29 protein-coding genes are annotated in these 23,466 nt (G+C 67.6%); 8 read left to right on the top strand and 21 right to left on the bottom strand.

Features of this window, described 5'->3' with window-relative positions; all coding sequences use genetic code 11:
* The first annotated feature begins 65 nt into the window (after positions 1 to 65).
* On the top strand, positions 66 to 1,499 hold the full coding sequence (locus tag HWX25_RS28475) for a nicotinate phosphoribosyltransferase (RefSeq protein WP_175911777.1): 1,434 nt from the start codon (positions 66 to 68) through the stop codon (positions 1,497 to 1,499).
* A gap of 42 nt (positions 1,500 to 1,541) precedes the next feature.
* Here the strand turns inward: HWX25_RS28475 and HWX25_RS28470 are convergent, their stop codons facing one another.
* Positions 1,542 to 2,999 (bottom strand): PLP-dependent aminotransferase family protein, encoded by a 1,458-nt coding sequence (locus HWX25_RS28470; RefSeq protein ID WP_175911775.1) that lies wholly within the window; start codon positions 2,997 to 2,999, stop codon positions 1,542 to 1,544.
* 126 nt (positions 3,000 to 3,125) lie between these two features.
* On the opposite strand from HWX25_RS28470, the gene HWX25_RS28465 reads away from it, so the two are divergent.
* Positions 3,126 to 4,013: a DMT family transporter gene (locus HWX25_RS28465; protein ID WP_175911773.1), complete on the top strand. Its 888-nt coding sequence runs from the start codon at positions 3,126 to 3,128 to the stop codon at positions 4,011 to 4,013.
* 72 nt (positions 4,014 to 4,085) lie between these two features.
* Here HWX25_RS28465 and HWX25_RS28460 read toward each other — a convergent pair whose 3' ends face one another.
* From HWX25_RS28460 to HWX25_RS28425, 8 genes are all read right to left on the bottom strand, one after another.
* Positions 4,086 to 4,703, bottom strand: coding sequence for a hypothetical protein (locus HWX25_RS28460; RefSeq protein ID WP_059600109.1), 618 nt, complete (start codon positions 4,701 to 4,703; stop codon positions 4,086 to 4,088).
* 70 nt (positions 4,704 to 4,773) lie between these two features.
* Positions 4,774 to 5,391, bottom strand: coding sequence for a hypothetical protein (locus HWX25_RS28455; RefSeq protein WP_059526829.1), 618 nt, complete (start codon positions 5,389 to 5,391; stop codon positions 4,774 to 4,776).
* A gap of 112 nt (positions 5,392 to 5,503) precedes the next feature.
* Positions 5,504 to 6,124 (bottom strand): hypothetical protein, encoded by a 621-nt coding sequence (locus HWX25_RS28450; RefSeq protein ID WP_175911771.1) that lies wholly within the window; start codon positions 6,122 to 6,124, stop codon positions 5,504 to 5,506.
* Positions 6,121 to 6,663 (bottom strand): hypothetical protein, encoded by a 543-nt coding sequence (locus HWX25_RS28445; protein ID WP_175911768.1) that lies wholly within the window; start codon positions 6,661 to 6,663, stop codon positions 6,121 to 6,123. The genes HWX25_RS28450 and HWX25_RS28445 overlap by 4 nt, the downstream gene beginning before the upstream one ends.
* 51 nt (positions 6,664 to 6,714) lie before the next feature.
* A complete protein-coding gene (locus HWX25_RS28440) occupies positions 6,715 to 7,830 on the bottom strand; it encodes a poly(3-hydroxybutyrate) depolymerase (protein ID WP_175911766.1) in 1,116 nt (371 codons plus the stop codon).
* Between the two features lie 169 nt (positions 7,831 to 7,999).
* Positions 8,000 to 8,446: a lysozyme gene (locus tag HWX25_RS28435; protein WP_059506658.1), complete on the bottom strand. Its 447-nt coding sequence runs from the start codon at positions 8,444 to 8,446 to the stop codon at positions 8,000 to 8,002.
* Positions 8,430 to 9,110 carry a DUF2589 domain-containing protein gene (locus HWX25_RS28430; RefSeq protein ID WP_244135282.1) on the bottom strand — a complete coding sequence of 227 codons (681 nt, stop codon included), beginning with the start codon at positions 9,108 to 9,110 and terminating at the stop codon, positions 8,430 to 8,432. Before HWX25_RS28430 ends, HWX25_RS28435 begins: the two co-directional genes overlap by 17 nt.
* A gap of 210 nt (positions 9,111 to 9,320) precedes the next feature.
* The gene (locus HWX25_RS28425) at positions 9,321 to 10,013 is read right to left on the bottom strand and encodes a DUF2589 domain-containing protein (protein ID WP_059526817.1); all 693 of its coding nucleotides are present in this window, start codon (positions 10,011 to 10,013) and stop codon (positions 9,321 to 9,323) included.
* A 283-nt stretch (positions 10,014 to 10,296) separates the two neighbouring features.
* Here HWX25_RS28425 and HWX25_RS28420 point away from each other — a divergent pair, with 283 nt between their 5' ends.
* Complete coding sequence (locus tag HWX25_RS28420; RefSeq protein WP_059699106.1) at positions 10,297 to 10,980, top strand: response regulator transcription factor; 684 nt, start codon at positions 10,297 to 10,299, stop codon at positions 10,978 to 10,980.
* Positions 10,981 to 11,201: 221 nt separating this feature from the next.
* On the opposite strand, the gene HWX25_RS28415 is transcribed toward HWX25_RS28420, so the two are convergent.
* The 7 genes from HWX25_RS28415 to lysA form a co-directional block, all read right to left on the bottom strand.
* A complete protein-coding gene (locus HWX25_RS28415; RefSeq protein WP_175911764.1) occupies positions 11,202 to 11,546 on the bottom strand; it encodes a DUF3088 domain-containing protein in 345 nt (114 codons plus the stop codon).
* A 66-nt stretch (positions 11,547 to 11,612) separates the two neighbouring features.
* Positions 11,613 to 12,800, bottom strand: a complete 1,188-nt coding sequence (gene metC, locus HWX25_RS28410; protein WP_175911763.1) for a cystathionine beta-lyase — start codon at positions 12,798 to 12,800, stop codon at positions 11,613 to 11,615.
* A gap of 49 nt (positions 12,801 to 12,849) precedes the next feature.
* Positions 12,850 to 13,575, bottom strand: coding sequence for an amino acid ABC transporter ATP-binding protein (locus tag HWX25_RS28405; RefSeq protein ID WP_059468348.1), 726 nt, complete (start codon positions 13,573 to 13,575; stop codon positions 12,850 to 12,852).
* 43 nt (positions 13,576 to 13,618) lie between these two features.
* Positions 13,619 to 14,278 carry an amino acid ABC transporter permease gene (locus HWX25_RS28400; RefSeq protein WP_175911761.1) on the bottom strand — a complete coding sequence of 220 codons (660 nt, stop codon included), beginning with the start codon at positions 14,276 to 14,278 and terminating at the stop codon, positions 13,619 to 13,621.
* Positions 14,279 to 14,358: 80 nt separating this feature from the next.
* Positions 14,359 to 15,159 (bottom strand): transporter substrate-binding domain-containing protein, encoded by an 801-nt coding sequence (locus tag HWX25_RS28395; RefSeq protein ID WP_059819428.1) that lies wholly within the window; start codon positions 15,157 to 15,159, stop codon positions 14,359 to 14,361.
* A gap of 139 nt (positions 15,160 to 15,298) precedes the next feature.
* On the bottom strand, positions 15,299 to 15,565 hold the full coding sequence (locus tag HWX25_RS28390) for a hypothetical protein (RefSeq protein ID WP_175911760.1): 267 nt from the start codon (positions 15,563 to 15,565) through the stop codon (positions 15,299 to 15,301).
* A gap of 143 nt (positions 15,566 to 15,708) precedes the next feature.
* Entirely contained in the window at positions 15,709 to 16,947 is a 1,239-nt protein-coding gene (lysA, locus tag HWX25_RS28385; RefSeq protein WP_175911759.1) for a diaminopimelate decarboxylase, read from the bottom strand.
* 109 nt (positions 16,948 to 17,056) lie between these two features.
* On the opposite strand from lysA, the gene HWX25_RS28380 reads away from it, so the two are divergent.
* Positions 17,057 to 17,971 (top strand): LysR family transcriptional regulator, encoded by a 915-nt coding sequence (locus tag HWX25_RS28380; protein ID WP_059819426.1) that lies wholly within the window; start codon positions 17,057 to 17,059, stop codon positions 17,969 to 17,971.
* A 61-nt stretch (positions 17,972 to 18,032) separates the two neighbouring features.
* Positions 18,033 to 18,638, top strand: a complete 606-nt coding sequence (locus tag HWX25_RS28375; protein WP_175911758.1) for a GNAT family protein — start codon at positions 18,033 to 18,035, stop codon at positions 18,636 to 18,638.
* Positions 18,639 to 18,736: 98 nt separating this feature from the next.
* On the opposite strand, the gene HWX25_RS28370 is transcribed toward HWX25_RS28375, so the two are convergent.
* Both HWX25_RS28370 and HWX25_RS28365 read right to left on the bottom strand, forming a co-directional pair.
* On the bottom strand, positions 18,737 to 19,309 hold the full coding sequence (locus tag HWX25_RS28370; RefSeq protein WP_059526798.1) for a DUF4142 domain-containing protein: 573 nt from the start codon (positions 19,307 to 19,309) through the stop codon (positions 18,737 to 18,739).
* Positions 19,310 to 19,672: 363 nt separating this feature from the next.
* Positions 19,673 to 20,296 carry an HAD hydrolase-like protein gene (locus tag HWX25_RS28365; RefSeq protein ID WP_175911757.1) on the bottom strand — a complete coding sequence of 208 codons (624 nt, stop codon included), beginning with the start codon at positions 20,294 to 20,296 and terminating at the stop codon, positions 19,673 to 19,675.
* Positions 20,297 to 20,371: 75 nt separating this feature from the next.
* On the opposite strand from HWX25_RS28365, the gene HWX25_RS28360 reads away from it, so the two are divergent.
* Positions 20,372 to 20,557 carry a DUF4087 domain-containing protein gene (locus HWX25_RS28360; RefSeq protein ID WP_059526795.1) on the top strand — a complete coding sequence of 62 codons (186 nt, stop codon included), beginning with the start codon at positions 20,372 to 20,374 and terminating at the stop codon, positions 20,555 to 20,557.
* A 30-nt stretch (positions 20,558 to 20,587) separates the two neighbouring features.
* Here the strand turns inward: HWX25_RS28360 and HWX25_RS28355 are convergent, their stop codons facing one another.
* Together HWX25_RS28355 and HWX25_RS28350 are read right to left on the bottom strand one after the other, a co-directional pair.
* Positions 20,588 to 20,854, bottom strand: a complete 267-nt coding sequence (locus HWX25_RS28355; protein WP_012366508.1) for a Txe/YoeB family addiction module toxin — start codon at positions 20,852 to 20,854, stop codon at positions 20,588 to 20,590.
* The gene (locus tag HWX25_RS28350) at positions 20,851 to 21,111 is read right to left on the bottom strand and encodes a type II toxin-antitoxin system prevent-host-death family antitoxin (protein WP_059526792.1); all 261 of its coding nucleotides are present in this window, start codon (positions 21,109 to 21,111) and stop codon (positions 20,851 to 20,853) included. The genes HWX25_RS28355 and HWX25_RS28350 overlap by 4 nt, the downstream gene beginning before the upstream one ends.
* A 151-nt stretch (positions 21,112 to 21,262) precedes the next feature.
* On the opposite strand from HWX25_RS28350, the gene HWX25_RS28345 reads away from it, so the two are divergent.
* Positions 21,263 to 21,706, top strand: a complete 444-nt coding sequence (locus HWX25_RS28345; protein WP_059685971.1) for a GNAT family N-acetyltransferase — start codon at positions 21,263 to 21,265, stop codon at positions 21,704 to 21,706.
* 55 nt (positions 21,707 to 21,761) lie between these two features.
* Positions 21,762 to 21,980: a DUF1653 domain-containing protein gene (locus HWX25_RS28340; RefSeq protein ID WP_006751720.1), complete on the top strand. Its 219-nt coding sequence runs from the start codon at positions 21,762 to 21,764 to the stop codon at positions 21,978 to 21,980.
* 75 nt (positions 21,981 to 22,055) lie between these two features.
* Here the strand turns inward: HWX25_RS28340 and HWX25_RS28335 are convergent, their stop codons facing one another.
* Complete coding sequence (locus tag HWX25_RS28335) at positions 22,056 to 23,267, bottom strand: crosslink repair DNA glycosylase YcaQ family protein (RefSeq protein ID WP_175911755.1); 1,212 nt, start codon at positions 23,265 to 23,267, stop codon at positions 22,056 to 22,058.
* Between the last annotated feature and the right edge of the window lie 199 nt (positions 23,268 to 23,466).

Genomic DNA, 23,466 nt, shown 5'->3' with positions numbered 1-23,466 from the left:
TCCCCGGATTCCGGTCCGCCGCGACAGACGCGGCGGCACTTCAACGGCCTAGAGGAGCTCTAGCCATGCAAAACGATCCCGGCGGCCTTGCCGCGGTTCTCGCCAATCCGATCCTCAACACGGATTCGTACAAGGCTTCCCACTTCCTGCAATATCCGCCCGACGCGCAGGCGATGTTCTCGTACGTCGAGTCGCGCGGCGGCCGCTACGACCGCACGCTGTTCTTCGGCTTGCAGATGCTGCTGAAGGAATATCTGTGCCGGCCCGTCACGCACGCGATGATCGACGACGCCCGCGATTTCTTCGCGGTGCATGGCGAGCCGTTCAACGAGGACGGCTGGCGCCATATCGTCGAGCATTACGACGGTTACCTGCCCGTGAAGATTCGCGCGGTACCCGAAGGTTCGATCGTGCCCGTGCACAACGTGCTGATGACCGTCGAATGCGACGACCCGAAGGTGTTCTGGCTCGCGTCGTATCTGGAGACGATGCTGCTGCGCGTGTGGTACCCGATGACGGTCGCGACGCGCAGCTGGCACCTGCGGCAGACGATCCGACGCTTTCTCGAGAAGACCGACGACGATCTCGCGCAGTTGCCGTTCAAGCTGCACGACTTCGGCGCGCGCGGCGTATCGAGCGCGGAATCGGCCGCGATCGGCGGTGCGGCGCATCTCGTGAGCTTCATGGGTTCGGACACGGTGCTCGGCGTGCTGGCCGCGAACCGCTTCTATCGCGAGCCGATGGCCGCGTATTCGGTGGCGGCGGCCGAGCACAGCACGATCACGTCGTGGGGGCGTGAGCACGAAGCCGATGCGTATCGAAACATGATCGCTCGCTTCGGTCTGCCCGGCGCGATCGTATCGGTCGTGTCGGACTCCTACGATCTGTTCGCCGCGCTCGAGATGTGGGGCGGCGCGCTTCGGCAAGCCGTGATCGATTCGGGCGCGACGCTGGTCGTGCGTCCCGATTCGGGCGACCCCGTGGCGATCGTGCTGCAGACCGTGCGCGCGCTCGACGCATCGTTCGGTTCGTCCTTGAACGGCAAGGGACGGCGCGTGCTGAACCACGTGCGCGTGATCCAGGGCGACGGCGTCGACGAGCTGTCGATCGACGCGATTCTCGCCGCGCTCGACGACGCGGGCTATGCGGCCGGCAACGTCGTGTTCGGGATGGGCGGTGCGCTGCTGCAGCAAGTCAATCGCGATACGCAGCGCTTCGCGATGAAGTGCTCGGCGATCCGGCGCGACGGCGTGTGGCACGACGTGAGCAAGGATCCGGTCACCGATCCGGGCAAGCGCTCGAAGAGGGGGCGCCTCACGTTGCTGCGCAATCGGCGCACGGGAGAATACCGGACGGTGACGCTGCCGGTCGCGTGGGACGATCGCGCGCTGGAAGGCGAGTGGGACGATGCGCTCGAAACGGTGTTCGATACGGGGAGAATGCTGGTCGATACGACGTTCGCGGAGGTGCGGGCGAGGGCGCACGCGGCGGAAGTGTGACGGTGGCGGCGGGGCGTTCGTGCGTCCCGCCGCCTTCGATGGTCATCGGTCGCCGGCCAGTGTGCGGTCGCTGCGTTCCGCCGCACGCGTCGCGTCCATCGCCCGCGCCAGCGCATCGAATACCGCCGGCCCCTTGCAGCGCGACACGTTGAAGCGCATGAACGACGTCGCGCCGTGCGACGCGCTGAACACGTTGCCGGGCGCGAGCACCACATCGTGGTCGAGTGCATGACGCGCCACGCGCGCGGCATCGAGCCCGTCGGGCAGTTCCGCCCAGACGAACAGGCCGCCGCGCGGTTCGGTCCAGATCCCGAGCCCGGCACGCGCGAGCCGCCGGATCGTTTCGCCCATCGCATCGGCCAGCTGCGCACGCAGTCCGTCGAGATGGCGCCGGTAGGTGCCGTCGACCAGCAGCCGGTGCACGACGTTCGCGCCGATCTGCGCGTTGCCGAACGACGTCGCGAGCTTCAGGTCGACGAGCGCGTCGATCCATTCGGGGCGCGCGGCGACATAGCCGCAGCGGATCGCGGCCGACAGCGTCTTCGAGAAGCTGCCGATCGACACGACGCGCGACAGCCCGTCGAATGCCGCAAGGCGCGGCGCGGGCGTGCTCTCGAAATCCGCGAAGATGTCGTCCTCGACGATCAGCAGGCCGTGCTCGGCCGCCAGCGTCAACAGCCGGTGCGCGACCGGCGGCGCGAGCGTCGCGCCGGTCGGGTTGTGCAGCGCCGCGTTGGTGATGTACAGGCGCGGCCGATGCTCGGCGAGCACCTGCTCGAAGCGTGCGAGATCGGGGCCGTTGGGCGTGAACGGCACGCTGACGATCCGCGCGCGATGTGCGCGCAGCAGCGCCTGGAAGTTGAAGTAGCACGGATCGTCGAGCACGACGGTGTCGCCCGGCTCCAGCAGCAGCCGGCAGACGAGATCGAGCGCGTGCGTGCCGCCGTCGGTCAGCATGATCTGCGTGGGCTCCGCACGGACGCCGTGCTGCGCGAGCCGCCACGCCAGCTGCTGGCGCAACGCGGGCAGCCCGAGCGGCGTCGCGTAGTCGGTCAGCGCGTCGGGTTCGTCGCGCGACGCCGCGCGTAGCGCCCGTCGCAGGCTCTCGTCCGGCAGCCACGACGACGGCAGCCAGCCGCAGCCCGGCTTCACCGAGTTCGGCGCCGCCTCGAGCGCCTGGCGCGACAGCCACAGCGGATCGAGTTCGCGATCGAGGCGCGGGCCGAGTTCGGCGAGCGCGAGCGGCGGCGCGTGGCCCGACACGTAGAAGCCGGAGCCGCGCCGCGCGACGAGCACGCCTTCGCTCGCGAGCCGCTCGTATGCGTCGACGACGGTCGACTTCGACACGTGCAGTGCGTCGGCCATCATGCGGATCGACGGCACGCGCGCGCCGGGCATCAGCGTGCGGCTCGCGATCCGTGCGCGCAGGGTGTCCATCACGGTTTCCACGCGCGTGCGCGACGGCGCGGGCGGAGCAGGAGCTTGCACGGAACGGCTCATGGCGAGAGGGAACTGTACGGTCGGTTGTCCAGTACAGTTTGTCCGGATTGTATTGGGCTGTAGCTTACGCGCTTTTCACGGGCGGCGGATCATCGGTCATCCACCTTGTTCCGATCAGGATTTCCCGTGCAAAAGACGACCGACGGATGGCTCAGCGGCCTGCTGGGCGTGATCATCTTCAGTGGCTCGCTGCCCGCGACGCGCGTCGCGGTGCAGGGGCTCGACCCGTTGTTCCTCACGTTCGCGCGCGCGACGATCGCCGGCGTGCTCGGCCTGATCCTGCTCGCCGCGCTGAAGCAGAAGCGGCCGACGCGTGCCGAGACCGCGTCGCTCGTCGTCGTCGCGCTCGGGGTCGTGGTCGGTTTTCCGTTGCTGACGGCGCTCGCGCTCAAGCACGTGACGTCCGCGCATGCGATCGTGTTCGTCGGGCTGCTGCCGCTCGCGACCGCGCTGTTCGGCGTCTGGCGTGGCGGCGAACGGCCGCGGCTGCCGTTCTGGATATTCTCGCTGGTCGGCAGCGGTGCGGTGGCCGCGTTCGCGCTGCGCAACGGCGGAAGCGCGTCGGTGGTGGGCGATGCGCTGATGCTGGCCGCGATCGTCGCGTGCGGGCTCGGCTATGCGGAAGGCGCGCGCCTGTCGCGTCAGCTCGGTGGCTGGCAGGTGATCTCGTGGGCGCTCGTGCTGTCGCTGCCGGTGATGTTGCCGCTCGCGTGGTTTACGTGGCCCGCGACGTTCGACGGCGTCGACGCCGCCGCGCTGTGGGGGCTCGCGTACGTGTCGCTGTTCAGCATGCTGATCGGCTTCGTGTTCTGGTATCGCGGCTTGGCGCTCGGCGGGATCGCGGGCGTCGGCCAGCTTCAGTTGCTGCAGCCGTTCTTCGGTTTCCTGCTCGCGGCCGGGCTGCTGCACGAGACGGTGCCGCCGTCGATGCTCGCGGTGACGGTCGTGGTCGTCGGCTGCGTCGCGGGTGCGAAGTACTTCTCGAAGATGGCGCCCGTGCGGCGCGCGAGCTGATTCACGCACCGCGGTCGCGCGACGACGTGACGGGTGCCGCCCGTTCGCCGTCGCGCACGCGTGGCTTGCGGCTTATCCCATCACGACGTTCGCGAGCCGGAACTGGTACGCGGTCGCGGTGGTGCCGCCGCCGCCGCCCGTCATCACGATGTCGGCGCTCTTGATCCCCAGCAGCGACAGTTCGGTGTTGATGTCGGACAGCACGGCCGAGTTCATCACCGCGCCCTGTTCGATCTGCGACGCGGTGCCGATCCACAGCGTCGGCTTGAACTCGAACACCGCTTTCTGCCCCGGCACGATGCCCGTCTTGTGCGCGAGCAGCCGGTTGTCCTTGAAGACCGACGCGGTGATCGCCCCCTGGCTCAGGTCGTTGCGCAGCTGGATCTCGCGCGACGTCGGCGCCGGGCCGGCCAGCGCGAGCACGTTGCCTGACGTCGAACGCGACACGTTGAAAACCTGTCCGTTGTCCGCGCGCTTCTGCGGCATGTAGTTGCCGTCGGCATCGCTCGCGGAGACGGTCGTCAGCATCGGGAACACGAACGGATGGTTGTCGCCGCGCCCGCAGTTGGTGATGACCTTCCACGCGATTGCGAGCTCGTCGAAGTCCGTCGACACGTTCTTCTGGAAGATCACGATCTGGCTGTTGTTGACGTCGTTCGACAGGTTGACGAAGTTGAGATTGATGTCCATGAGTCACCTTTATTCGATTTGGAGAACTGATTGAAGGGGCGCCGGCCGTGCGTCGCCGGCGCACGGACCGTTACGCCATCACCACGTTTTCCAGCCGGAACGTGAACGGCATCGAGCGCGGGCCGGGGCCGCCGCCGGTCATCACGATGTCGGCGCTCGCGATGCCGAGCAGCGACAGTTCCGTGTTGATGTCGGAGATCACCGCGGAATTCATCAGCGCGCCCTGTTCGATCTGCGACGCGACGCCGATCCAGATCGTCGGCTTGAACTGGAACACGGCCTTCTGGCCCGGCGCGACGGACGTCTTGCGCGCGAGCGCGCTGCCGTCCTTGTAGATCGTCGCGTTGATCGCGCCGGCCGGCAGGTCGTTGCGCACCTGCACCTCGGAGCTCGCGCCCGGGTCGCCGCCGAGCTGCAGCACGTCGCCCGAGCTGGAGCGCACGACCTGGAACACCTGGCCGTTTGCGGCGACCTGCTGCGGCATGTAGTTGCCCCAGCTGTCGCTCGCGCTCACGCTCATCGTCATCGGGAACTTGAACGGATGGTTGTCGCCCTGGCCGCAATTGCGGATCACCTTCCACGCGATCGCGAGTTCGTCGAAGTCGGTCGCCACGTTCTTCTGGAAGATCACGACGCTCGAGTTGTTCGCGTCGTTCGAGCGGTTGATCAGGTTCAGTTGGATATCCACGTCGTTGCTCCTTGAGTTTGAAAAAAACGGCAGTCGGTCTGCCGCACACCTTTCCCGCCGGCCCGGCCGCGAAGCCGTGCCGTCAAGCCGGTTCAAGCCGTGTCAGGCGGCGCTACGCGCGCACGATGTGTTCGAGCGCGAACGCAAACGGCTGCGCGTCGGTGCCGGCGCCGCCGCCCGTCATCACGATGTCGGCCGCGGCGACGCCCGCCAGCGGCAGAAGCGTGTTCGCGCTCGACATCACCGCCGCGTGCAGCGTGCGGCTTTCCTGTATCTGCGACGCCACGCCGATCCACAGCGTCGGCGTGAAGCGGAACACGGCCTTCTGGCCGGGCGCGACCGCTTCCTTCACCGCGATCAGCCGGCCCGCGCTGAACGCGTTGACGTTCACGGCGCCGCGCGGCAACCGGTTGACGACCTCGATGTCGCCGCCCGGCGCGTCGGCCGGGTCGGGCACGAGCCGGCCGCGTCCGGTCGGCTGCGCGTCGACCACGAAGCGCACGCCGGCGGGCGCCGGGACGCGCGGCGAGAAGTTGCCGTGCTCGTCGCCGAGCGCGACGTCGATGTCGGTCGAGTAGTCGAACGGATGGAAGCAGTCGCGCCCGCAATAGCGGATCACCTTCCACGCGATCGAAAATGCGTCGAGATCGGGGATCACGTCGCGCTGGAACAGCACGACCTCACTGTTGCCGCAGTCGTTCGAGCGGTTGATGAAGCGGAGCTTGATGTTCATGACGTTTGCTCCTGATCGGACGTGCCGCGATCGTCGCGCAGCGTGCGGTCGGCCCACTGCGCAAGCGCGGGCGCGACGCCGTTCGCGAGCGACGCGACGTGCAGCGCATGGGCGCGCGCCTGGGCCTGCAGGTCGCCCGCGAAGCGGCCGAGCGCCATCGCGGCATCGGCGGGGCCGCGCGTGCGGGTGAGATCGTCGAGGTATTGCGCGGCCGCGTCGGCCATCGCGCCCGCATGCTGCAGGTGGCTCTGCGTGAAGCGTGTCGCGAGATCGGCGTTCAGCGCCGCCAGCTCCTTGACCGCGGCGGCCGAACTGCCGGGCGCGAACCGTTCGAGCTGGCCGCGCCACGACGCGTCGATCGCGGCTTGGCAGGCGTCGGAGTAACGGTGGCCGGCGAGCAGCGCGGTGTGCGCGAACGCGCGCCACGCGGGGCCGCCGGACGTGCCGCCGGTGCCGGTCGTCTGCGCGGCGACCTTGCCGAACAGCCGGAGCGCGTCGGCGTGCGCGCGTTCCCATTGGGCGATGAACGTGGAGAACATGGCGATTCCTCGTGATAAAGGGGGACGGCGTGACGGCGGCCGGTACGCGGGTTACTGACGCGCGGCGCCGAGGCGCTGCACCATCCGCATCACGGCGGCCATCTGCGGCGCGTCGCGGCGGTAGAAGCCGGGATTGAGCGGATCGGTGCTCGTATAGCCCCAGAAATCCCAGCAGCCGAGCGGATTGACGGCCGATTTCTCGACCTGCGGATAGAGCACGATCAGCCGGTTCGTGTCGGCGATCTCGTTGTAGCCGACGCCGCGAATCATCTTCTCGCCGACGGCCGCGACGTTCTGCACGCAGCCGTGGAACACCACGTGCACCGCGCAGGCCACGCGCTCGCAGTCGGCCGGCACGTATGCGTAACCCGTGTCGCCGAGCGACGCGCCGCGCCGCGGATCGAACGCGCGCTGATCGAACTTCAGCAGCTTGCCGCCTGCCTGGGCGGCCGGCGGATTGAGCGGCTTGTCGGGTGTGCCGTAGATCCAGCGCACGATGTCGTGCGCCTGCTGGAAGTCGCAGTTGTCGATATACGGGCTCGCGTTCGCACTGCATGCGTTGTCTTCGGGGCGGTTCGTGATGAACGCATGGCCGGCGTCCGGCGATTCGCGGTACTGAAGGTTCGCGGCCGGGACCTGTGCGAGCGTATAGAAGCGCGCGGTCTGGTCGACGACGCGCGTCGACACCACCGTATCCTTCGCGCCGCTGAACACGTAGATGCGCTGAGCGCGCAGCGCGGCCGGATCGTCGATCTCGCCGCGCTGGGCGAACATGCGCGCGGCGCGCCAGGCATCGGCCGCGGATGGCGCGGGGCCGATCGGCTGCATGCACAGCGTGGTCGCGGCCACCGCCGGCGGGATCAGCGCGTTCACGCCCGCGCAGTAGAACGGGCCGCCCGCGACGATGCCCGCGCCGATCAGCCGGCTCGAGAACGCGACGTCGAACTGCGCGGCCATGAAGCCGCCGGACGACAGCCCCGATACCGACGTGCGCGAGAGGTCGGCGCCATATGCGGGCAGCGGATCGGCGGAGGCGGCGACGGCGTGCGGCGCGACCGTCGCCACGGCGGCGACGGCAACGCATGCGGCGCCGAGCACGCGGCGCAGCGTGCGCGCAACGGTGAAACGGGGTGACGTCGTGCGGCCGGGCGAGCGAGTGATCTTCATGCGGGGCTCCTGTCGTGACGAGTAACGAATGGCGAATGACGAACGGCTGGAACGGATGCGGCAAGATTTCAGCGACGGTTTCAGCTTACGGGCAGCCGACGACAGGCGAAATGGCGCGAACGACATGCGCGGCGACCCGTGACGTTCGGCCGGTGCGGTGTCCCGTCGCTCACGACAGGAACAGCGCGCGCTCGGCCTGGCGGCGCTTCGTGAGCCCCGCGAGCGGCTTGCCGCCGGCCTTGTTCCAGACGAGGAACTGGTCGGCCGCGCGCGCGCTCGCGCCGGCGTTCAGATAGCGCAGCAGCGTGGACGAGCGCAGCCGTCCCGCGCCGAGATTGAAGACAAACGACATCAGCGCATCGAACTGCTGCTGCGTGACCGGCACGCGCAGCAGCTTGCGCAGGTTCAGCTCGGCGCCGCGCAGGTCGCGCCGCAACAGCGCCTCGGCTTCGGCCGGCGTGAGCGGTCGCGTGAAGCGCTCGTTCGGCAGGATCAGGTGCCCGTAGCCGATCGTCGGCTTGCCGACCGCGTCGAGATAGCGCGCGAGCCGCAGCCCCTCGAACTGCTTGATCAGCGCGATGCCTTGCTCACCGGTGTGTTCAGGCTGGTTCGCCATCGTCGTTCTCCTTGCTGCCCGGCCGTGCGCGCGGCACCAGGCGATGCGTGTATTCGTCGATCACGCGCATGATCGCTTCGGGCGGCGGCAGTGCCGCGAACTGCATTTCGATGTCGATGTGCTCGGTGTCGCGCTGCCGCGCGTTGCCCTGTGCGTCCTTCTTCCCGGAGCGCGGCGCGAACGTCACGTAGAAGCGGCTGCGCTGGTCGTCGTCGCCCGCGACGCCGCCGGCCGGCAACGCCTCGGTGAAGTCGCCGCGCACGGTCAGGTGCACGATCATCCGGTCGAGCGCGAGCCCGCGCGGCGTGGCGAGCGCGACGAGCGGCACCGGCATCGTGTGCTCCGCGTCGAGCGCGACCGTGACCTCGCGTGGCGCGAGCAGGCCGTCGTCGCGCAGGTCAAAGAACTGGTCGAGCACGGCCGTGTACTGGTGCGCAAGCAGTTGGTTCGCGGCGGCCGCCGCGTGCTGCATCCCGCGCGCGATTTCGTCGAGCGCGATGCCGCGTGGCGGCGGGCGCTCGTCGTCGGCAGGCGTCCCGGGCGGCGCCGGTGGGGCGGGCGGAGCGGGGGGCACGCCGCCGGCGGACGCGCCGGGCACGGCGCCCGGTGCGTCGTGCGTGCCCGGTGCGGCCCCGGCCGGCGAACCGGAGGCGTCGGGCGGCACGTGGCGCGCCGGATCGGCGGTTACCGCCGCCGGCGCGGCGGTGCCCGCGACCGTCCCGGCAGCGCCGGCCGCCGCACCGGCCGGCGGCGGGACCGGCCCGTCCGGTTCCCCTCGGGCGGCGCGGCCGCCCGGACGCGTATCCCCGTCGTCCCGCCCGCCGCCCGCGCGGCGAGACCGTCTGAAGAGCCTGAACATGGCCGGCCCGCGCGCTTACGCGTGCGCCGGCTGCTGGGCATCCGCACCGGCGCCGGCAGGCGCGGCCGCGCTACCGCCCGCGCCCGACGCATCGCCGACCAGCTTGCCGTCGGTCGGCGTCGCCGGCAGCGGCTTCACGGCCTTCGCGTTGCCTTCCGTGACGACCGGCTTGGTCGCGGCTTCGGTCAGGAAGTCGATCACGCGCATCAGCGCTTCGGGCGGCGACTGGCGCTTCACCTGCGTATGGATCGAATATTTCGCGCGCGTGTCGGTGCTGCGCGTCTGCTCCGCCTTGTGCGACACGCGCCCGGACACGCTGACGCTGATCGGCCCCCAGCCGAACTTCGCCTGGAATTCGCCGCCGGCCTCGGTCGACGACGACGACTTCTCCGATTGCGTGATCTCCATCTCGAAGTCGATCGTGCCTTCCTCGATCGCGATGATCGGGTGGACGATCGCCGCGAGCAGCGGGATGCGCATCGTCTTCTGCACGACACCCTTCGACACGCCGCTTTCGTCCACCAGCGTCTCGTCGTAGTCGAATTGGACGGCCACGGCCTTGCCGCCCTGGATGCAGACCTGCATCAGGAAATCCGCGTAGCTCTTCGCGGCCTGCGTCTGCGCGCTGATCATCGCCTTTAACGGGCCGGCGATCATTTGGTCCATGGGTAAAGCGTTAATCACTGAGCCGATGAAATTCGCGTCCATGAATAAACTCCTCTTCGTGTTGAAGACAACGGAAATTCGTTGTCTTTATTCACGTTAGGAAATTGAAGACGTTTACCAAATATGACGTCCGTCACGTCCGGCGGCCCTGGCCGGCCCGCGGCGGGTATCGGTATGCGCGGCGGGTTGGGGCGTGGATGAATTAGGCCATTCGTCACGGAGCGACGGGCCTAGTGCGCGGCGGGTAAAACAGCGGTAAAAAAAACGCCGGGTAGGGAAGCAAAAAAACCTAAACCGAGCATCCCGATTTCGAGGAAACCGCGCAATGAACGTTCTGATGATCGATAGCCCGCCGTTATTCGTCGCGGGCGTGGCGGACGTACTGTGTAAACGCGATGTCGACTGGCACGTATGGTCGGCCCGCCGTCCCGAGGACGTCTTGCGCTTGCGCGACGCGTTGCTGCCCGGGACGGTCGAGGCGATCACGATCGAATGCGGCGAGCAGGCCGCGCGGCCGAGCTGGCCGAGCGTGCTGAACGAGACGTTCGCCGGCGCGCCGTGGCTGTGCGTGGTGGCCGCCGTGTGCCGCCGCACGATTGCCGATGCGCTGCTGGCGGGGGCGGCCGGCATCATCGACCGGCACGCGAGCGCCGACGAGTTCGCGGACGCGCTCGGCCGGGTCGCGGCCGGCGCGATCTACGTGCCGCCGAACGACGGCGGCGCGACGCAGGCGCGCCCGGGCGGCGCGCCGGCCGGGGACGATCGCGCATTCGAGCGTCTGACGCCGCGCCAGCGCGAGGTGCTGCGGCTGCTGGCCGAAGGCAAGTCGAACAAGCAGATCTGCCGTGTACTGAATGTCGCGGAGGGCACGATCAAGAACCATCTGTATGCGCTGTTCCGCCAGATCGGCGTGAGCAACCGGACCGAGGCCGCATTGTGGCTCGCGCGCCACGTGCCGTCCGAGCCGGCGGCATTCGCGTTCGCGCCCGTTTGCAGTTCGCCCGGCTGACGCCGGTCGCGGCGGGCCCCGGTGTGTGCCAGCATCCGGTGTCGCGTCGCGTTGAAGTCATACGGCCTGAGGCGGGGTACCCGGGCGGCCATCGGTAGCGGCGAGCCGCGTGGCCGAGTACATCGCACGCGCGCGGCGACGTGCGTGCGGGAAACGGGGAACGGGCCGCGCAGGTCGCGCGTCCCGTTGGCGGCGCCCGTCGACAACGGGCGCCGGCGTGCTTACGCGACGTGCGCGACGCCGTATTGCGAGGACAGGTAGCGCCGGATATCGGCCGGCGAATCGATGAAGCGGCGGCCGTTGTGTTCGCGAATCCCGACCGCGTCGTCCTTCGGCGCCTGCCCGTCGCCCAGCACGAGCACCGGCGCGGACTGGTTGTCTTCGCCGATCAGCGCGACGATCGGCTGGCGCGGCCGCGGCGCGTCGACGTACTCGACCGCGACGGCGTCGCGCAACTTCGGGTAGAAGCTCAGTAGTCCTTCGACGGCAACCGAGTCGCCGCAGTAAAACGGACCTTCGGAGTCCTTGAAGAAACCCGGGCGGAGAATGAACAGCGTATCTTTCATGATGGCCTCGCTATCAGTGGTGGTCGAACGTTGAAGAAAAACGGGATGCTTGTGACGTGCCGGATTTCAGGCTTCCGCGAGCGCGGCCGCGGCGGCACGCATTCTCGCGAAACCGGCGTCGAGGTCGGCGATCATGTCGTCCGGATGCTCGAGCCCTGCGTGGATGCGCAACAGCGGGCCGGCCGCCAGCCATTGCGTCGCGGTACGGTGGCGCGACGGATTCGACGGGATGATCAGGCTTTCGAAGCCGCCCCAGCTGTAGCCCATGCCGAAGCACGTCATGCCGTCGAGCAGTGCGCGCACGGCATCGTCGGGCTGCGGATGCAGCACCAGGCCGAACAATCCGCACGCGCCCGTGAAGTCGCGCTGCCACAGCGCGTGGCCGGCATCGCCCGGCCGGGCCGGATACAGGATCTGCGCGACTTCCGGCTGCCGCGCGAGCCATTCGGTCAGCACGTGCGCGTTGCGCTGGTGGCGTTCGAGGCGCACCGACAGCGTGCGCAGCCCGCGCAGCGCGAGATACGCATCGTCGCCGCTGACGGTCATGCCGAGCTGCCGGTAGCAGCGCGTGACCTTCTGCGCGAGCGCCTCGGTCGTCAGGATCACGCCCATCAGCACGTCGGAGTGTCCGGCGATGTACTTGGTCGCCGCGTGAATCGACACGTCGACGCCGTGCGAGAACGAGCGGAAATTCAGCGGCGTGCCCCACGTGTTGTCGAGCAGCACGACCGCATCGTGCTGGTGCGCGACGCGGCAGATCGCCGGAATGTCCTGCACCTCGAAGGTCAGCGAGCCCGGCGATTCGGTAAAGACCGCGCGCGTGTTCGGCCGCATCAGCGACGCGATGCCGGCGCCGATCGACGGATCGTAATAGGTCGTCTCGATGCCGAGGCGCGCGAGGGTCTCGTCGCAGAACGAGCGGGTCGGGTCGTACACCGAGTCGGCCATCAGCAGATGGTCGCCGGGGTTCAGCACCGCGAGCAGCGCGGTCGTGATCGCGCTGAGCCCGCTCGGCGTGAGCAGCGCGGCGTGCGCGCCTTCGAGGCGCGCGAGCGCCTTTTCGAGCGCCCGCGTGGTCGGGCTGCCGTGGCGTCCGTACGCGAGCGGCGTGCCGCGCACCGCGTCGAGCGCGTCGGTGCCGTGAAAGAGCAGCGTCGACTGGCGATACACGGGCGGGTTCACCGGCGAGCCGGGCTGGCCGTGCGCGCGGCCTTCGTGAGCGAGCAGGGTGTCGATCGAGTGCGGTTGGTTCAAGATGTCGTCCTTTGAAAGTCGGTCAAATCGGAGCGAAGCCGTCGCGCGGTCAGTGCAGGATCTTGTCGAGGAAGTCGCGCGCGCGTTCGGAGCGCGGCGCGGCGAAGAATGCCTCGCTCGCCGCGTCCTCTACCACCGCGCCCTGGTCCATGAAGATCACGCGATGCGCGACTTTCCTCGCGAAGCCCATCTCGTGCGTGACGCACACCATCGTCATGCCGTCGCGCGCGAGCTCGACCATCACGTCGAGCACTTCATTGATCATTTCGGGGTCGAGCGCGGAGGTCGGCTCGTCGAACAGCATCGCGACGGGGTTCATCGACAGCGCGCGTGCAATCGCGACGCGTTGCTGCTGCCCGCCCGACAACTGTCCCGGATACTTGTGCGCGTGCGCCCGCAGGCCGACGCGATCGAGCAGCTTCATCGCATTCTCGATCGCTTCGTCCTTGCGGCGGCCGAGCACCTTGACCTGCGCGAGCGTCAGGTTGTCGGTGATCGACAGGTGCGGGAACAGCTCGAAATGCTGGAACACCATGCCGACGCGTGCGCGCAATTGCGCGAGTTTCGCGGCGGGATCGCCGAGCCGCATGCCGTCGACGACGATGCTGCCTTTCTGGAACGGCTCGAGGCCGTTGATCGTCTTGATCAGCGTCGATTTGCCGGAGCCCGACGGCCCGCAGACGACGACCACTTCGCCTTTCGATACCGCCGCGCTGCATTCGGAAAGGACCTGATGCTTGCCATACCACTTGGAAACGTTGTCGAGCGTAATCATGGTTGTCCGTGATTGAGGTTCGGGTTGAACGAGGTGCGCATGCTCAATGCGTGGACGGCAGCGAGAGGCGCGTCTCGACGCGGCCCTGCAGTCGCGTGAGCAGCGTGCTCAGCACCCAGTAGATCGCGGCGGCCGCGAGGTACAGCGGCAGCGGCTGGAACGTCGCGGCGATCACTTCCTGCGTCGAGCGCAGCAGCTCGGTGACGGTGATGACGGACACGAGCGACGTGTCCTTGATCAGGCTGATCAGCGTGTTGCCGAGGCTCGGCACCGCGAGGCGCAGCGCCTGCGGGCAGACGATGTAGCGCAGCGTCTGCACGTGCGTGAGGCCGAGGCTGTGCGCGGCCGCCCATTGTCCGCGGCCGATGCCGAGGATCGCACCGCGCATGCTTTCCGACAGGTACGCCCCGGCGTTGAGCGTCAGCGTGAAGATGCCGGCGGTCGTCGGATCGAGCGTGATGCCGAGATCGGGCAGCCCGTAGTAGACGACGAACATCTGCACGAGGAGCGGCGTGCCGCGCATCAGGCTGACGTAGCCCTGCGCGAGACCGGACGCGAGCCGGTTGCTGCCGATCCGCATGATCGCGACCACGAGCCCGACGACGAGGCCGAGCGCCATCGACGCCACCGCGAACTTCAGCGTGAACAGCGCGCCCTTCACCATCACGGGCAGCGTTTGAATGACCAGATCGAGTGCTTCCATCGCGTGTCTCCTGATTGTGTGTCGTGTGCCGCCGAGATGGCGGCAGGCCCGCGCGTGCGCGCGGGCGCGTGACGGATGCGTTATTGCGCGATCGGTTTCGTCGTGTCCGAGCCGAACCACTGCATCGAGATTTTCTTCAGCGTGCCGTCCTGCTGCAGCGACGCGACCGCGTCGTCGATCGCCTTCGCGAACTTCGGGTTGCCCTTGCGGAACGGGATCCCCATCCGGTCCTCGCCGCCGGCGAGCACAGAACCGGGGCGCAGCGGCAGGTGCGAGTTCTTGATCAGATAGCTCAGCATCAGGCGATCGTTGACCGCCGCGTCGATACGCCCCGCCGCGAGGTCGCGCAGGTTTTCCGGTGTGCCCGGATAGACCTGCAGATCGATCGCGGGCACGGTCTTCACGAGATCGACGTAGTTGCTGCCCATCGTCACGCCGACCTTCTTGCCCTTCAGCTCGTCGAGCGACTTGAACGCACGCGTGTCGTTCTGGCGTTGCAGCAGCTGCGCGGACGAATACACATACGGCATGCTGAAGTCGAGCGCCTGCTGACGCGACGGCGTGATGGCGACCTGGTTGACGATCACGTCGAACTTGCCGGCTTGCAGCCCCGCGAGAATCCCGCTCCATTCGGTCGTGACGAATTGCGGCTTCACGCCGAGCCGCGCGGCGACCGCCTTCGCGACGTCGACGTCGAACCCTTCGAGTTGTCCTTCGGCATTGCGGTAGTCGAACGGCGGGTAGGTGCCTTCGAGCGCGATCTTCAGCACGCCGGCCTGCTTGACGGTGTCGAGCAGGTCCGCCGCGTGCGATGCCGTGGCCACCACGCAGAGGAGGGCGGCAGCAAGACCTTGCTTGAGCGTCGGGGTGAAGGGCTTCATGGTTGTCTCCGGGTTGTTGTCGAAACGTCGTTGTCGAAAATTCAGGATGAGCGCGTCCGCGGCGACGGGCGGCGTCGCCGTGGGCGGAAAGCGGGAAACAGTGCGGCGAGAGACGGCGCGAGCCGTGTGCCGCGAGGCGTTACGGCATGCGTTCGCGCACGGTGGCGTAGCGGTGCGCGGCGAAGAATTCAAGCATCGTGTTCATGAGTGCCCGTGCGGCTTGCGAGTGGGGTAGATCGGCTGCATCGTCGACGCGTGTCGGGTGACGCAAATGCTGAACGACTGAGGGCAATCTTAGTTTTGTCAAAAAGGAAAGTGCTTCCAAAAATGCATGGACTTTCCACGTGGCGTGGAAAGTTTTTCTCCGTGCATGGAACACGATGCAAGCGATCTGCTGCGGTTGCACGGGGTGCGCAGCATCGGGTGCTACGGCGTAGTCGAGCGGTTGCCCCGAGGGCAACCGCCGAAAAGCAAAACGGCCACGCATGCCGGTAGCGGCAAGCGTGGCCGTTGGCGTCCGGTTCGTCGAACGCGGCGCGAATGCGCGTGTTACTCGAACGTTTCGAGCGCAAGCAGTTCGTCGATTGTCTGCCGGCGGCGGATCAGCCGCGGCGTGCCGCGATCGACGAGCACTTCCGGCGCGAGCGGCCGGCTGTTGTAGTTCGAGGACATCGATGCGCCGTATGCGCCCGCGTCGTGCAGGAACAGCAGGTCGCCGATCTGCGGCTGCGGGAGCTTGCGGTGCGTGACCACACCGCCCGCGTCCTGCGTGAACACGTCGCCGGACTCGCACAGCGGCCCTGCGATCGCGATGTCGACGAGCGGCCGGCCGGCGGGCAGCGCGCCGTCGTGCGCGTGCACGGACACCGCGTGGTAGCTGCCGTACATCGACGGACGCATCAGGTCGTTGAAGCCCGCGTCGATCAGCACGAAGTCTTGCTTCGGCCGGCGGTTCACGGCCTGCACTTCGGTGACGAGCGTGCCGGCTTCCGCGACGAGGAAGCGGCCCGGTTCGATCTCGATGCGCACCGCGTGGCCGAGATGCCGTTCGATCCGCTTGCGCGCGGCGTCCCACTGGCTGAAGTAGTGGCCGACGTCGACGCGCGGCTCGCCGTCGCGATACGGAATCGACAGCCCGCCGCCGGCGGAGATCGCTTCGATGTCGTGGCCGAGCGACGTGACGAGGTCGACCATCGCGTCGCACACCTGCGACAGATGGCCGTAGTCGACGCCCGAGCCGATATGCATGTGGATGCCGACCAGCTTCAGCCCGTACTGGCGCACGATCTCGATCGCGCGCGGCACGTCGTCGATCCAGATGCCGTGCTTGCTTTGCGGGCCGCCGGTGTTGGTCTTGTTGCTGTGGCCGTGGCCGAAGCCGGGATTCACGCGCAGCCATACGCGATGGCCGGGCGCATGCTCGCCGACGCGCGCGAGCATGTCGAGCGAGCCGGCGTTCACGGTCACGCCGTGCTTCAGCACGGCCGCGAGCGTCGGGCGGTCGATCAGGTCGGCCGTGAATACGACGCCTTCCGGTTCGCCTGCCGGACTGAATCCGGCCGCAAGGCTGCGCTCGATCTCGCCGAGCGACACGGCGTCGACGCACGCGCCTTCGTCGCGCATCAGCTTCAGGATATGCAGGTTCGAGTTCGCCTTCTGCGCATAGCGGATCACGTCGAACTGGCGCAGTTGGGCGATGCGATCGCGGATGACGTCGGCGTCGTACACCCACAGCGGGGTGCCGTATTGCTGCGCGAGCGCCGCGAGCTGGCGGGAATCGAGGGACATGGCGGAAGAATCGGATCGAATGAACGGATAGCGTGAATGATGCGCCTGAACGGCTATACAGTAAAATGCCTGTTTTTAGAGATTCGATTCATTTCTGATATAGGCGCTCATGCTTACACACCGGCACATCGAGGTCTTCCGCGCGCTGATGGTCACCGGCAGCACGACGCGTGCGGCCGAGATGCTCTATACGTCGCAGCCGACGATCAGCCGCGAGCTCGCGCGCATGGAGCAGGTGATCGGTTTCGCGCTGTTCGAGCGCTCGCATGGGCGCTTGCGGCCGACGATGGCCGCGCTCACGCTGTTCGACGACGTGCGGCTCGCGTATGTGGGGCTCGAGCGCGTCGCGGCGACGGCCGCGCGGCTGCGCGAGTTTCGCGACGGGCAGTTGTCGGTGATCGCGCTACCGGCGTTTTCGCACGCGATCCTGCCCGGCGCCTGCCGGCGTTTCCATGACGCGCATGCGGGCGTCAGCGTGTCGGTCGCGACGCAGGAGTCGCCGGTGCTCGAGGAGTGGCTGACCGCGCAGCGCTACGATCTCGGGCTGACCGAACACGACATCGCGCCGGCCGGCACGGTTCTCACGCCATTGCTCGAAGTCGACGAGGTATGCGTGCTGCCCGACGGCCATCCGCTGCTCGCGCAGCGCGCGATCGATCTCGCGGATCTCGCCGATCGCCCGTTCGTGAGCCTGTCGCTGAACGACCCGTACCGGATCCTGATCGACGAGGCGTTCGCGCAGCTCGGCGTCGCGCCGCGTTCCGTCATCGAGACGCCGTCGGCCGTGTCGGTCTGCGCGTTCGTGCGGCAGGGGCTCGGCGCCGCGATCGTCAACCCGCTGACCGCGCTCGATTTCGTCGGGCGCGACCTGCACGTGCGGCCGCTCACGCGCTCGTTTCCATATCGCGTCAGCGTGATCGTGCCCGAGCACCGGCCGAAGAGCCTGCTCGTCGACGCATTCGCCGATGCGCTGCGCGGCGAAGCGCACGCGATTCGCCAACGGCTCGCCGCGCTGCCCGTATGATGGGCGTTTCGCTGCGCGCTGGGTCAGCCTCCTCGTCATCTTCATGGAAACGCAACCCGTCATGACCGACGCTTCATCTTCCCTCGAACTCGAACAACCGACGCTCGCCGGCGAGCGCATCGTACTGCGGCCGCTCGAGGCATCCGACCGGCAGGCGCTGCTCGATGCGGCGGCGGACGGCCGGTTGTGGAATCTGAAGGTCACAGTTGTGCCGGGCGAGGACACGGTCGACGCCTATATCGACACGGCGCTGCAAGGTCGCGCGGCCGGCACCGTGATGCCGTTCGTGATCGTCGATTGCGCGTCGGGCCGCGCGATCGGCAGCACGCGTTTCTGGAAGATCGACCGCAAGAATCGCAAGCTCGAGATCGGTCATACGTGGCTGAGCGAATCGGCGCAGCGCACGCGCGCGAATACCGAAGCGAAATGGCTGCTGCTCTCGTACGCGTTCGACACGCTGCACTGCGTGCGCGTGCAGTTCACGACCGACGAACTGAACGAGAAGTCACGCGCGGCGATTCTGCGGCTCGGCGCGAAGCAGGAAGGGATCGTGCGACACGAGCGGATCATGCCCGACGGCCGCAAGCGCAATTCGGTGCGCTTCAGCATCATCGACGACGAATGGCCGGACGTGAGCGAGCGGTTGCGGGCGAAGCTCGCGACTTGACGCGAACCGGGTGCCGCTGGCGTCGCGCCGCCGGCAGGGACGGCGACGCGACGAGGGGGAAGCGGGGCGCCGCGCGCGATGCGCGGCGAGGCATCGCGTTACTGTGCCGATGCGAGGTGGTGACGCTGCGCAAGCTTCTGCGCGTCCGCGTAGTGGGCTTGCAGGATCGGCAGCGCCTGACGTGCGACTTCCTTCAGCTTCGTGTCGCGGCCCGAAGCGATTTCAGCCTGGAATGCCGAAATCGTCTTTTGCTGGCCGGCGAGCGCGACTTGCTCGATGTATGCCTTGTCGAATTCCGCGCCGCGCAGGTTCTTGATGCTGTCCAGCACGGCCGTGTCGGGATCGTTGGCCGGCACGTCGACGCCGCGCGGGCTGGCCGCGCGCATCGCCTGGATGATCTTCTCATCGTCGGTCGACACGCGCTGCGCGAACGCCTTCACCTGGCTGTCCGACGTGCGCGAGTTGGCGATGCGCGCGGCGTCGTGCTGCGTCGACACGGTCTTCGTGCCGTCGGTGATGAAAGCCTGGTCGGCTTCGTGGATGCGCGTTTGCGTGGCGGCGGCCGGTGCGGACGGCGCCGGTTGCGCGGTTTGCGCGGTCGCCGTCACGGCGACGAGAAGCAGGCCAGCGGCAGACAGTGCAAGGCGCGAGATGTGGGGAAAGCGGTTCATGGGACCTCCTTTCTATCGGGGCTCTGATTAACGGGCGGATCGGATGATCCGCAGCTGTGCGAGAGACCGGGCGCGCCCGGGCCGGATTCGATGGCCGCTCTGCCGCGGCGGCGTTCGAAGTGTTTCCCGGCCCGACTGATTCTAGGAGAGCGCTCAGGTAGCAGGTGCAACCGCGCTGTGGTTTGTGTAACGGATGGTAAGACGAATCGATGCGGGTGCGAGCGGGCAGGTAGGGCGTACCTGTCGCGCGCATTGTGGCGGCAATTTTTGCGTGCGCGTGTCATCGGCGTTTCATCGTCTTGCGCAGGAAACGCGTCGATTATTTCGCGACGAGACGCGTCGAATCGAATGCGCGATGCGTCCTTACACGCGATCGAGCAATGCGTCGAGATGCGGCAGCAACGGCGTCGCGCAATGCGCCTGCAACGCATCGGCGGCCGTATAACCCCACGCGACGCCCTGGAAGGCGATCCGCGCGCGGCGTGCCGCGTCGGCGTCGCGGATTTCGTCGCCGACATACAGCACGTCGTCGGGCTGCATGCCCGCTTCGCGCACGAGCGCGCGCAGCCGGCGTGCCTTGCCGAACAGCGGAATGCCGCACGCGAACGTATCGACGCATCGGCTCGCATGCGGGCCGAGCCGGTCACGGACGATGTCCTCGCTGTTCGACGTCGCGATCGCGATGCGGATGCCGCGCGCGGCGAGCGCGTCGAAGGTCGTGTCGACGCCGGGGAACAGCTTCACGTGCGCGATGCGCGGCCGCATCAGCCGGCGCATGTCGAGCGTCACGCGCGGCACTTTCCACATCGGCACCTCGAGCGCGCGGATGATCTCGCGCGCCGACATGCCGCGCAGCGCCGGACGCAGTTCGGGCGTCGCGTCGCGAAAGCCGTGCATGCGCGACGCTTCCGTCAGCGCCGCGAGAAAGCAGTCGAGCGAATCGGCGAGCGTGCCGTCGAAGTCGAACGCGATGAGTCGATAGGGCATGAAGCGATGCGGCGAGTTCATGGAGCCGGTGACGATATCACCGAATCGAGCCGGATGTGCCCGGGGCGAGGCGGGATGGTCGAGCAGACGCCGGGGGTGTCGCGCGGCTGGGTCGTCACCAACGAGGGGATGCACGGTTACGGCTGCGCATGCCTTGACCTGGAAATCGACCCGCGCACCCGCGAGGTGACGCGGATCGTGGTGGCCCGGCCGCTCCCGTTGAAGCGCTGCAAGACCGATCGGGCGTTGCCGGCTTCATAAGCGGCGGCGGGGACGGAGGCGGGATTGGCACTACGCGTAATGGTAGCGGCAGGACACGATGCTGATCTGAAGATCGTCCGCTTCATAGACCAGACGGTTCGTATCGTCGATGCGGCGCGACCAGAACCCGGACAGATTGGCCTTCAGCGGCTCAGGTTTGCCGATGCCTTCGAACGGCGTCCGTTGGGCTTCGCGAATGAGCTGGTTGATGCGCTTGAGTGTCTTGCGGTCCTGCCCTTGCCAATAAACGTAGTCGTCCCACGCGTCGGAAGTAAAGAGCACGCGGCGTACGCTCATTCATCGTCCCCCGCCAGCTTGTGCTCTTTCGTCTTGCCCTTGCGCAGTTGCGCGATCGAGCGTTCGAGATGAGCGACGTTGGCCGGGGAGCGGAGCAGATGAACTGTCTCCATCAGGCTGTCGTAGTATTCCTGCGACATGATGACTGCGTTCGGCGCGTCGCGACGAGTGATGAGCGTCACGTCAGCGTCGTCGACAACCTGATCGATGACCGTCTTCAGATTGCCGCGGGCATCCGAAAAGTGAATGGTGCGCATGATTTGCTCAACTTGTACTTGAAATTGTACAAGTATAACATGGGTGCATTTTCTGTACGGATTGTTGTACATGTCGGCTCGGCGTCGCTTGTCGCCCACCCCGCACCGCGCTATCGTTGCTGCTCCGCCCCCGACCGACCGGAGAGCCGACGTGCCCGCAGCCACTCCCGCCACGCTGAGATTTTCCACCGACAAGCGCGAACTCGACATCGACGCGATCTTCGATTTCCTGCATCGCGATGCGTACTGGTCGCAGGGGATTCCGCGCGATGTCGTCGAGCGCGCGATCGACGGCTCGCTGTGCTTCGGCGCGTATGTGGGCGACCGGCTCGTCGGGTTCGCGCGGCTCGTGACCGACCACGCGACGTTCGCGTACCTGTGCGACGTCTTCGTATTGCCGGCCGACCGCGGCAACGGCTATGGCCGCGCGCTGATCGACCACGTATTCGCGCAGCCGATGGTGCGGAGCCTGCGCCGCATCATGCTCGTGACGACCGACGCGCACGAACTGTATCGGCCGGTCGGCTTCGGGCCGTCCGCGAATCCCGAGCGGCTGATGGAGATTCGCCGCCCCGACATCTACGCGAAACGCTGACGCGCGGCGAGCGCATACAATACGCGCTTTCGTTTTTGCCGAAGGGAAACAGATCATGACCGAACAGGAAGCCGAACAACTCGCCACGCATCGTCACTACAAGGGCGGGCTGTATCGCTACATCGGCGTCGCCCGTCATTCCGAAACCGAGGAATCGGTGGTCGTGTACGAGCATCTGTGGCCGCATGCGCGCGGCCTGTGGGTGCGTCCGGAAGCGATGTTCAACGAGAACCTGCCGGACGGCACCCCGCGCTTTCGCAAGCTGCGCGACTGAGTCGTGGCTGGTGGCGGGAGACGGGCGCGCCGCCGCGCAATCGCAAGCGGCACGCGCGTCGCCGTTTCGCCGGCGTTACGCGCCGGCCAGCGCCTTCGACAATTCGGGCGGCGCGTGCGCGACCGTCACCTCCGGCGTGCCATGCCACGCCGCCAGCCGTTTCACGGCCTTCGCGACGTCGGCCGCGAGCCCCGTGCCGAACCGCACGCCCGGCTCGACATGCACCGCCTTCAATTCGAACGTGCCGAGCGCGCGATGCGCTTTCGCGTCGACGCGCCCGATCAGCCGGCCGCGATGCAGCACCGGCAGGCAGAAATAGCCGTAGCGCCGCTTGTGCGCGGGCGTATAGCACTCGATCGTGTAGTCGAACCCGAATAGCGTCGACGCGCGCCGCCGGTCCCACACCACCGGATCGAACGGCGACAGCAGCGTCGTGACGGTCGAGCGCAGCGTATCGTCCGCGGCGGCCGGCAGCAGCGCCTCGAGCGAGCGATGCACGTAGGCGGGCTCCTTCCAGTCCGCGATCTCCACCGGAATCAGCTCGCCCGCCTCCGCGAGCCGCTCGAGCTCCGCGCGGTACGAACGGCGCGGCAGCCGGTAGTAATCGGCCACCCAGTCCGCGCGCACGATGCCGAGCGCGCGGCACGTGCAGTCGAGCAGCGCGGGCAGCACCGCGTCGCGCGGCGGCAGGTCGCGCGCATCGTCCCAGTCGGGCAGCACGCGCTCGCGCACGTCGTAGATCCGCTGAAAGTTGCGGCGTTCCGACACCATCAGGTCGCCGGTCGTGAACAGCACCTCCAGGTGTTTTTTCTCGGGCTTGCGGTCCCACCATCCGTTGCCCTTCGCGCCGTCTTCGCGAATGAAATCCGCCGACCGCACCGGCCCTTCGTCGCGAATCCGCGCGAGCATGCGGTCGATGTCCGCGCGATTCTGCTCGTGCCATTCGGCCGCGTATTTCCAGCCCATTCCCGACGGATCGAGCATCTTGTAGCGCATCAGCCCGAATTGCTCGATCGGCAGGAAGCACGCCTCGTGCGACCAGTATTCGAACAGGCGCGCCTCGGCGAGATGCTCGTCGAGCCACTGCGGGGCGAAGTCGCCGAGGCGGCTGAACAGCACGAGATACGGGCTGCGCGCGACGACGTGAATGGTATCGATCTGCAACTGCGCCATCCGGCGGATCGTGTCGAGCACGTCGGCCTTGGTGGCCTTGCGGCGGGGCGGGGTCAGCAGGCCCTGCGCGGCGAGATGCAGCGCGCGGGCGGCGGCGGGCGAGAGCGTAAGCATCAGAACGGCGGCTGAGGGTGGCGGTCGGGCACCACTTTAGCGCGAAAGCGGCGCACGTGTGCGATGCATGCATGAGTACTTTCCAAAACCAAAAGGAGCCTGGCGGGAGCGGAGTACTTGGAGCTGGATGGTCGTTAAAGGAAGCTGCATTTTAGGGTACGGGGAGTCTCGGTTGCGAAGGGGAAGCCGTGAAGGGCGT

Source organism: Burkholderia sp. BCC1640, assembly GCF_902833125.1.
Classification (GTDB): Bacteria; Pseudomonadota; Gammaproteobacteria; order Burkholderiales; family Burkholderiaceae; genus Burkholderia; species Burkholderia diffusa.
Note: the sequence above shows the minus strand (reverse complement) of the source record. Positions and strands in the feature narration are given on the sequence as shown.

What these genes read in the sequence shown, in the direction of transcription:
- HWX25_RS28440 (WP_175911766.1), bottom strand. Translation starts at nt 7,830, where the DNA reads ATGAAGATCACTCGCTCGCCCGGCCGCACGACGTCACCCCGTTTCACC.
- HWX25_RS28435 (WP_059506658.1), bottom strand. Translation starts at nt 8,446, where the DNA reads ATGGCGAACCAGCCTGAACACACCGGTGAGCAAGGCATCGCGCTGATC.
- HWX25_RS28340 (WP_006751720.1), top strand. Translation starts at nt 21,762, where the DNA reads ATGACCGAACAGGAAGCCGAACAACTCGCCACGCATCGTCACTACAAG.
- HWX25_RS28400 (WP_175911761.1), bottom strand. Translation starts at nt 14,278, where the DNA reads ATGGAAGCACTCGATCTGGTCATTCAAACGCTGCCCGTGATGGTGAAG.
- HWX25_RS28445 (WP_175911768.1), bottom strand. Translation starts at nt 6,663, where the DNA reads ATGTTCTCCACGTTCATCGCCCAATGGGAACGCGCGCACGCCGACGCG.
- HWX25_RS28425 (WP_059526817.1), bottom strand. Translation starts at nt 10,013, where the DNA reads ATGGACGCGAATTTCATCGGCTCAGTGATTAACGCTTTACCCATGGAC.
- HWX25_RS28350 (WP_059526792.1), bottom strand. Translation starts at nt 21,111, where the DNA reads ATGCGCACCATTCACTTTTCGGATGCCCGCGGCAATCTGAAGACGGTC.
- HWX25_RS28375 (WP_175911758.1), top strand. Translation starts at nt 18,033, where the DNA reads ATGACCGACGCTTCATCTTCCCTCGAACTCGAACAACCGACGCTCGCC.
- HWX25_RS28420 (WP_059699106.1), top strand. Translation starts at nt 10,297, where the DNA reads ATGAACGTTCTGATGATCGATAGCCCGCCGTTATTCGTCGCGGGCGTG.
- HWX25_RS28460 (WP_059600109.1), bottom strand. Translation starts at nt 4,703, where the DNA reads ATGGACATCAATCTCAACTTCGTCAACCTGTCGAACGACGTCAACAAC.
- HWX25_RS28450 (WP_175911771.1), bottom strand. Translation starts at nt 6,124, where the DNA reads ATGAACATCAAGCTCCGCTTCATCAACCGCTCGAACGACTGCGGCAAC.
- lysA (WP_175911759.1), bottom strand. Translation starts at nt 16,947, where the DNA reads ATGTCCCTCGATTCCCGCCAGCTCGCGGCGCTCGCGCAGCAATACGGC.
- HWX25_RS28355 (WP_012366508.1), bottom strand. Translation starts at nt 20,854, where the DNA reads ATGAGCGTACGCCGCGTGCTCTTTACTTCCGACGCGTGGGACGACTAC.
- HWX25_RS28475 (WP_175911777.1), top strand. Translation starts at nt 66, where the DNA reads ATGCAAAACGATCCCGGCGGCCTTGCCGCGGTTCTCGCCAATCCGATC.
- HWX25_RS28335 (WP_175911755.1), bottom strand. Translation starts at nt 23,267, where the DNA reads ATGCTTACGCTCTCGCCCGCCGCCGCCCGCGCGCTGCATCTCGCCGCG.
- HWX25_RS28395 (WP_059819428.1), bottom strand. Translation starts at nt 15,159, where the DNA reads ATGAAGCCCTTCACCCCGACGCTCAAGCAAGGTCTTGCTGCCGCCCTC.
- HWX25_RS28365 (WP_175911757.1), bottom strand. Translation starts at nt 20,296, where the DNA reads ATGCCCTATCGACTCATCGCGTTCGACTTCGACGGCACGCTCGCCGAT.
- HWX25_RS28360 (WP_059526795.1), top strand. Translation starts at nt 20,372, where the DNA reads ATGGTCGAGCAGACGCCGGGGGTGTCGCGCGGCTGGGTCGTCACCAAC.
- HWX25_RS28405 (WP_059468348.1), bottom strand. Translation starts at nt 13,575, where the DNA reads ATGATTACGCTCGACAACGTTTCCAAGTGGTATGGCAAGCATCAGGTC.
- HWX25_RS28370 (WP_059526798.1), bottom strand. Translation starts at nt 19,309, where the DNA reads ATGAACCGCTTTCCCCACATCTCGCGCCTTGCACTGTCTGCCGCTGGC.
- HWX25_RS28415 (WP_175911764.1), bottom strand. Translation starts at nt 11,546, where the DNA reads ATGAAAGATACGCTGTTCATTCTCCGCCCGGGTTTCTTCAAGGACTCC.
- HWX25_RS28380 (WP_059819426.1), top strand. Translation starts at nt 17,057, where the DNA reads ATGCTTACACACCGGCACATCGAGGTCTTCCGCGCGCTGATGGTCACC.
- HWX25_RS28470 (WP_175911775.1), bottom strand. Translation starts at nt 2,999, where the DNA reads ATGAGCCGTTCCGTGCAAGCTCCTGCTCCGCCCGCGCCGTCGCGCACG.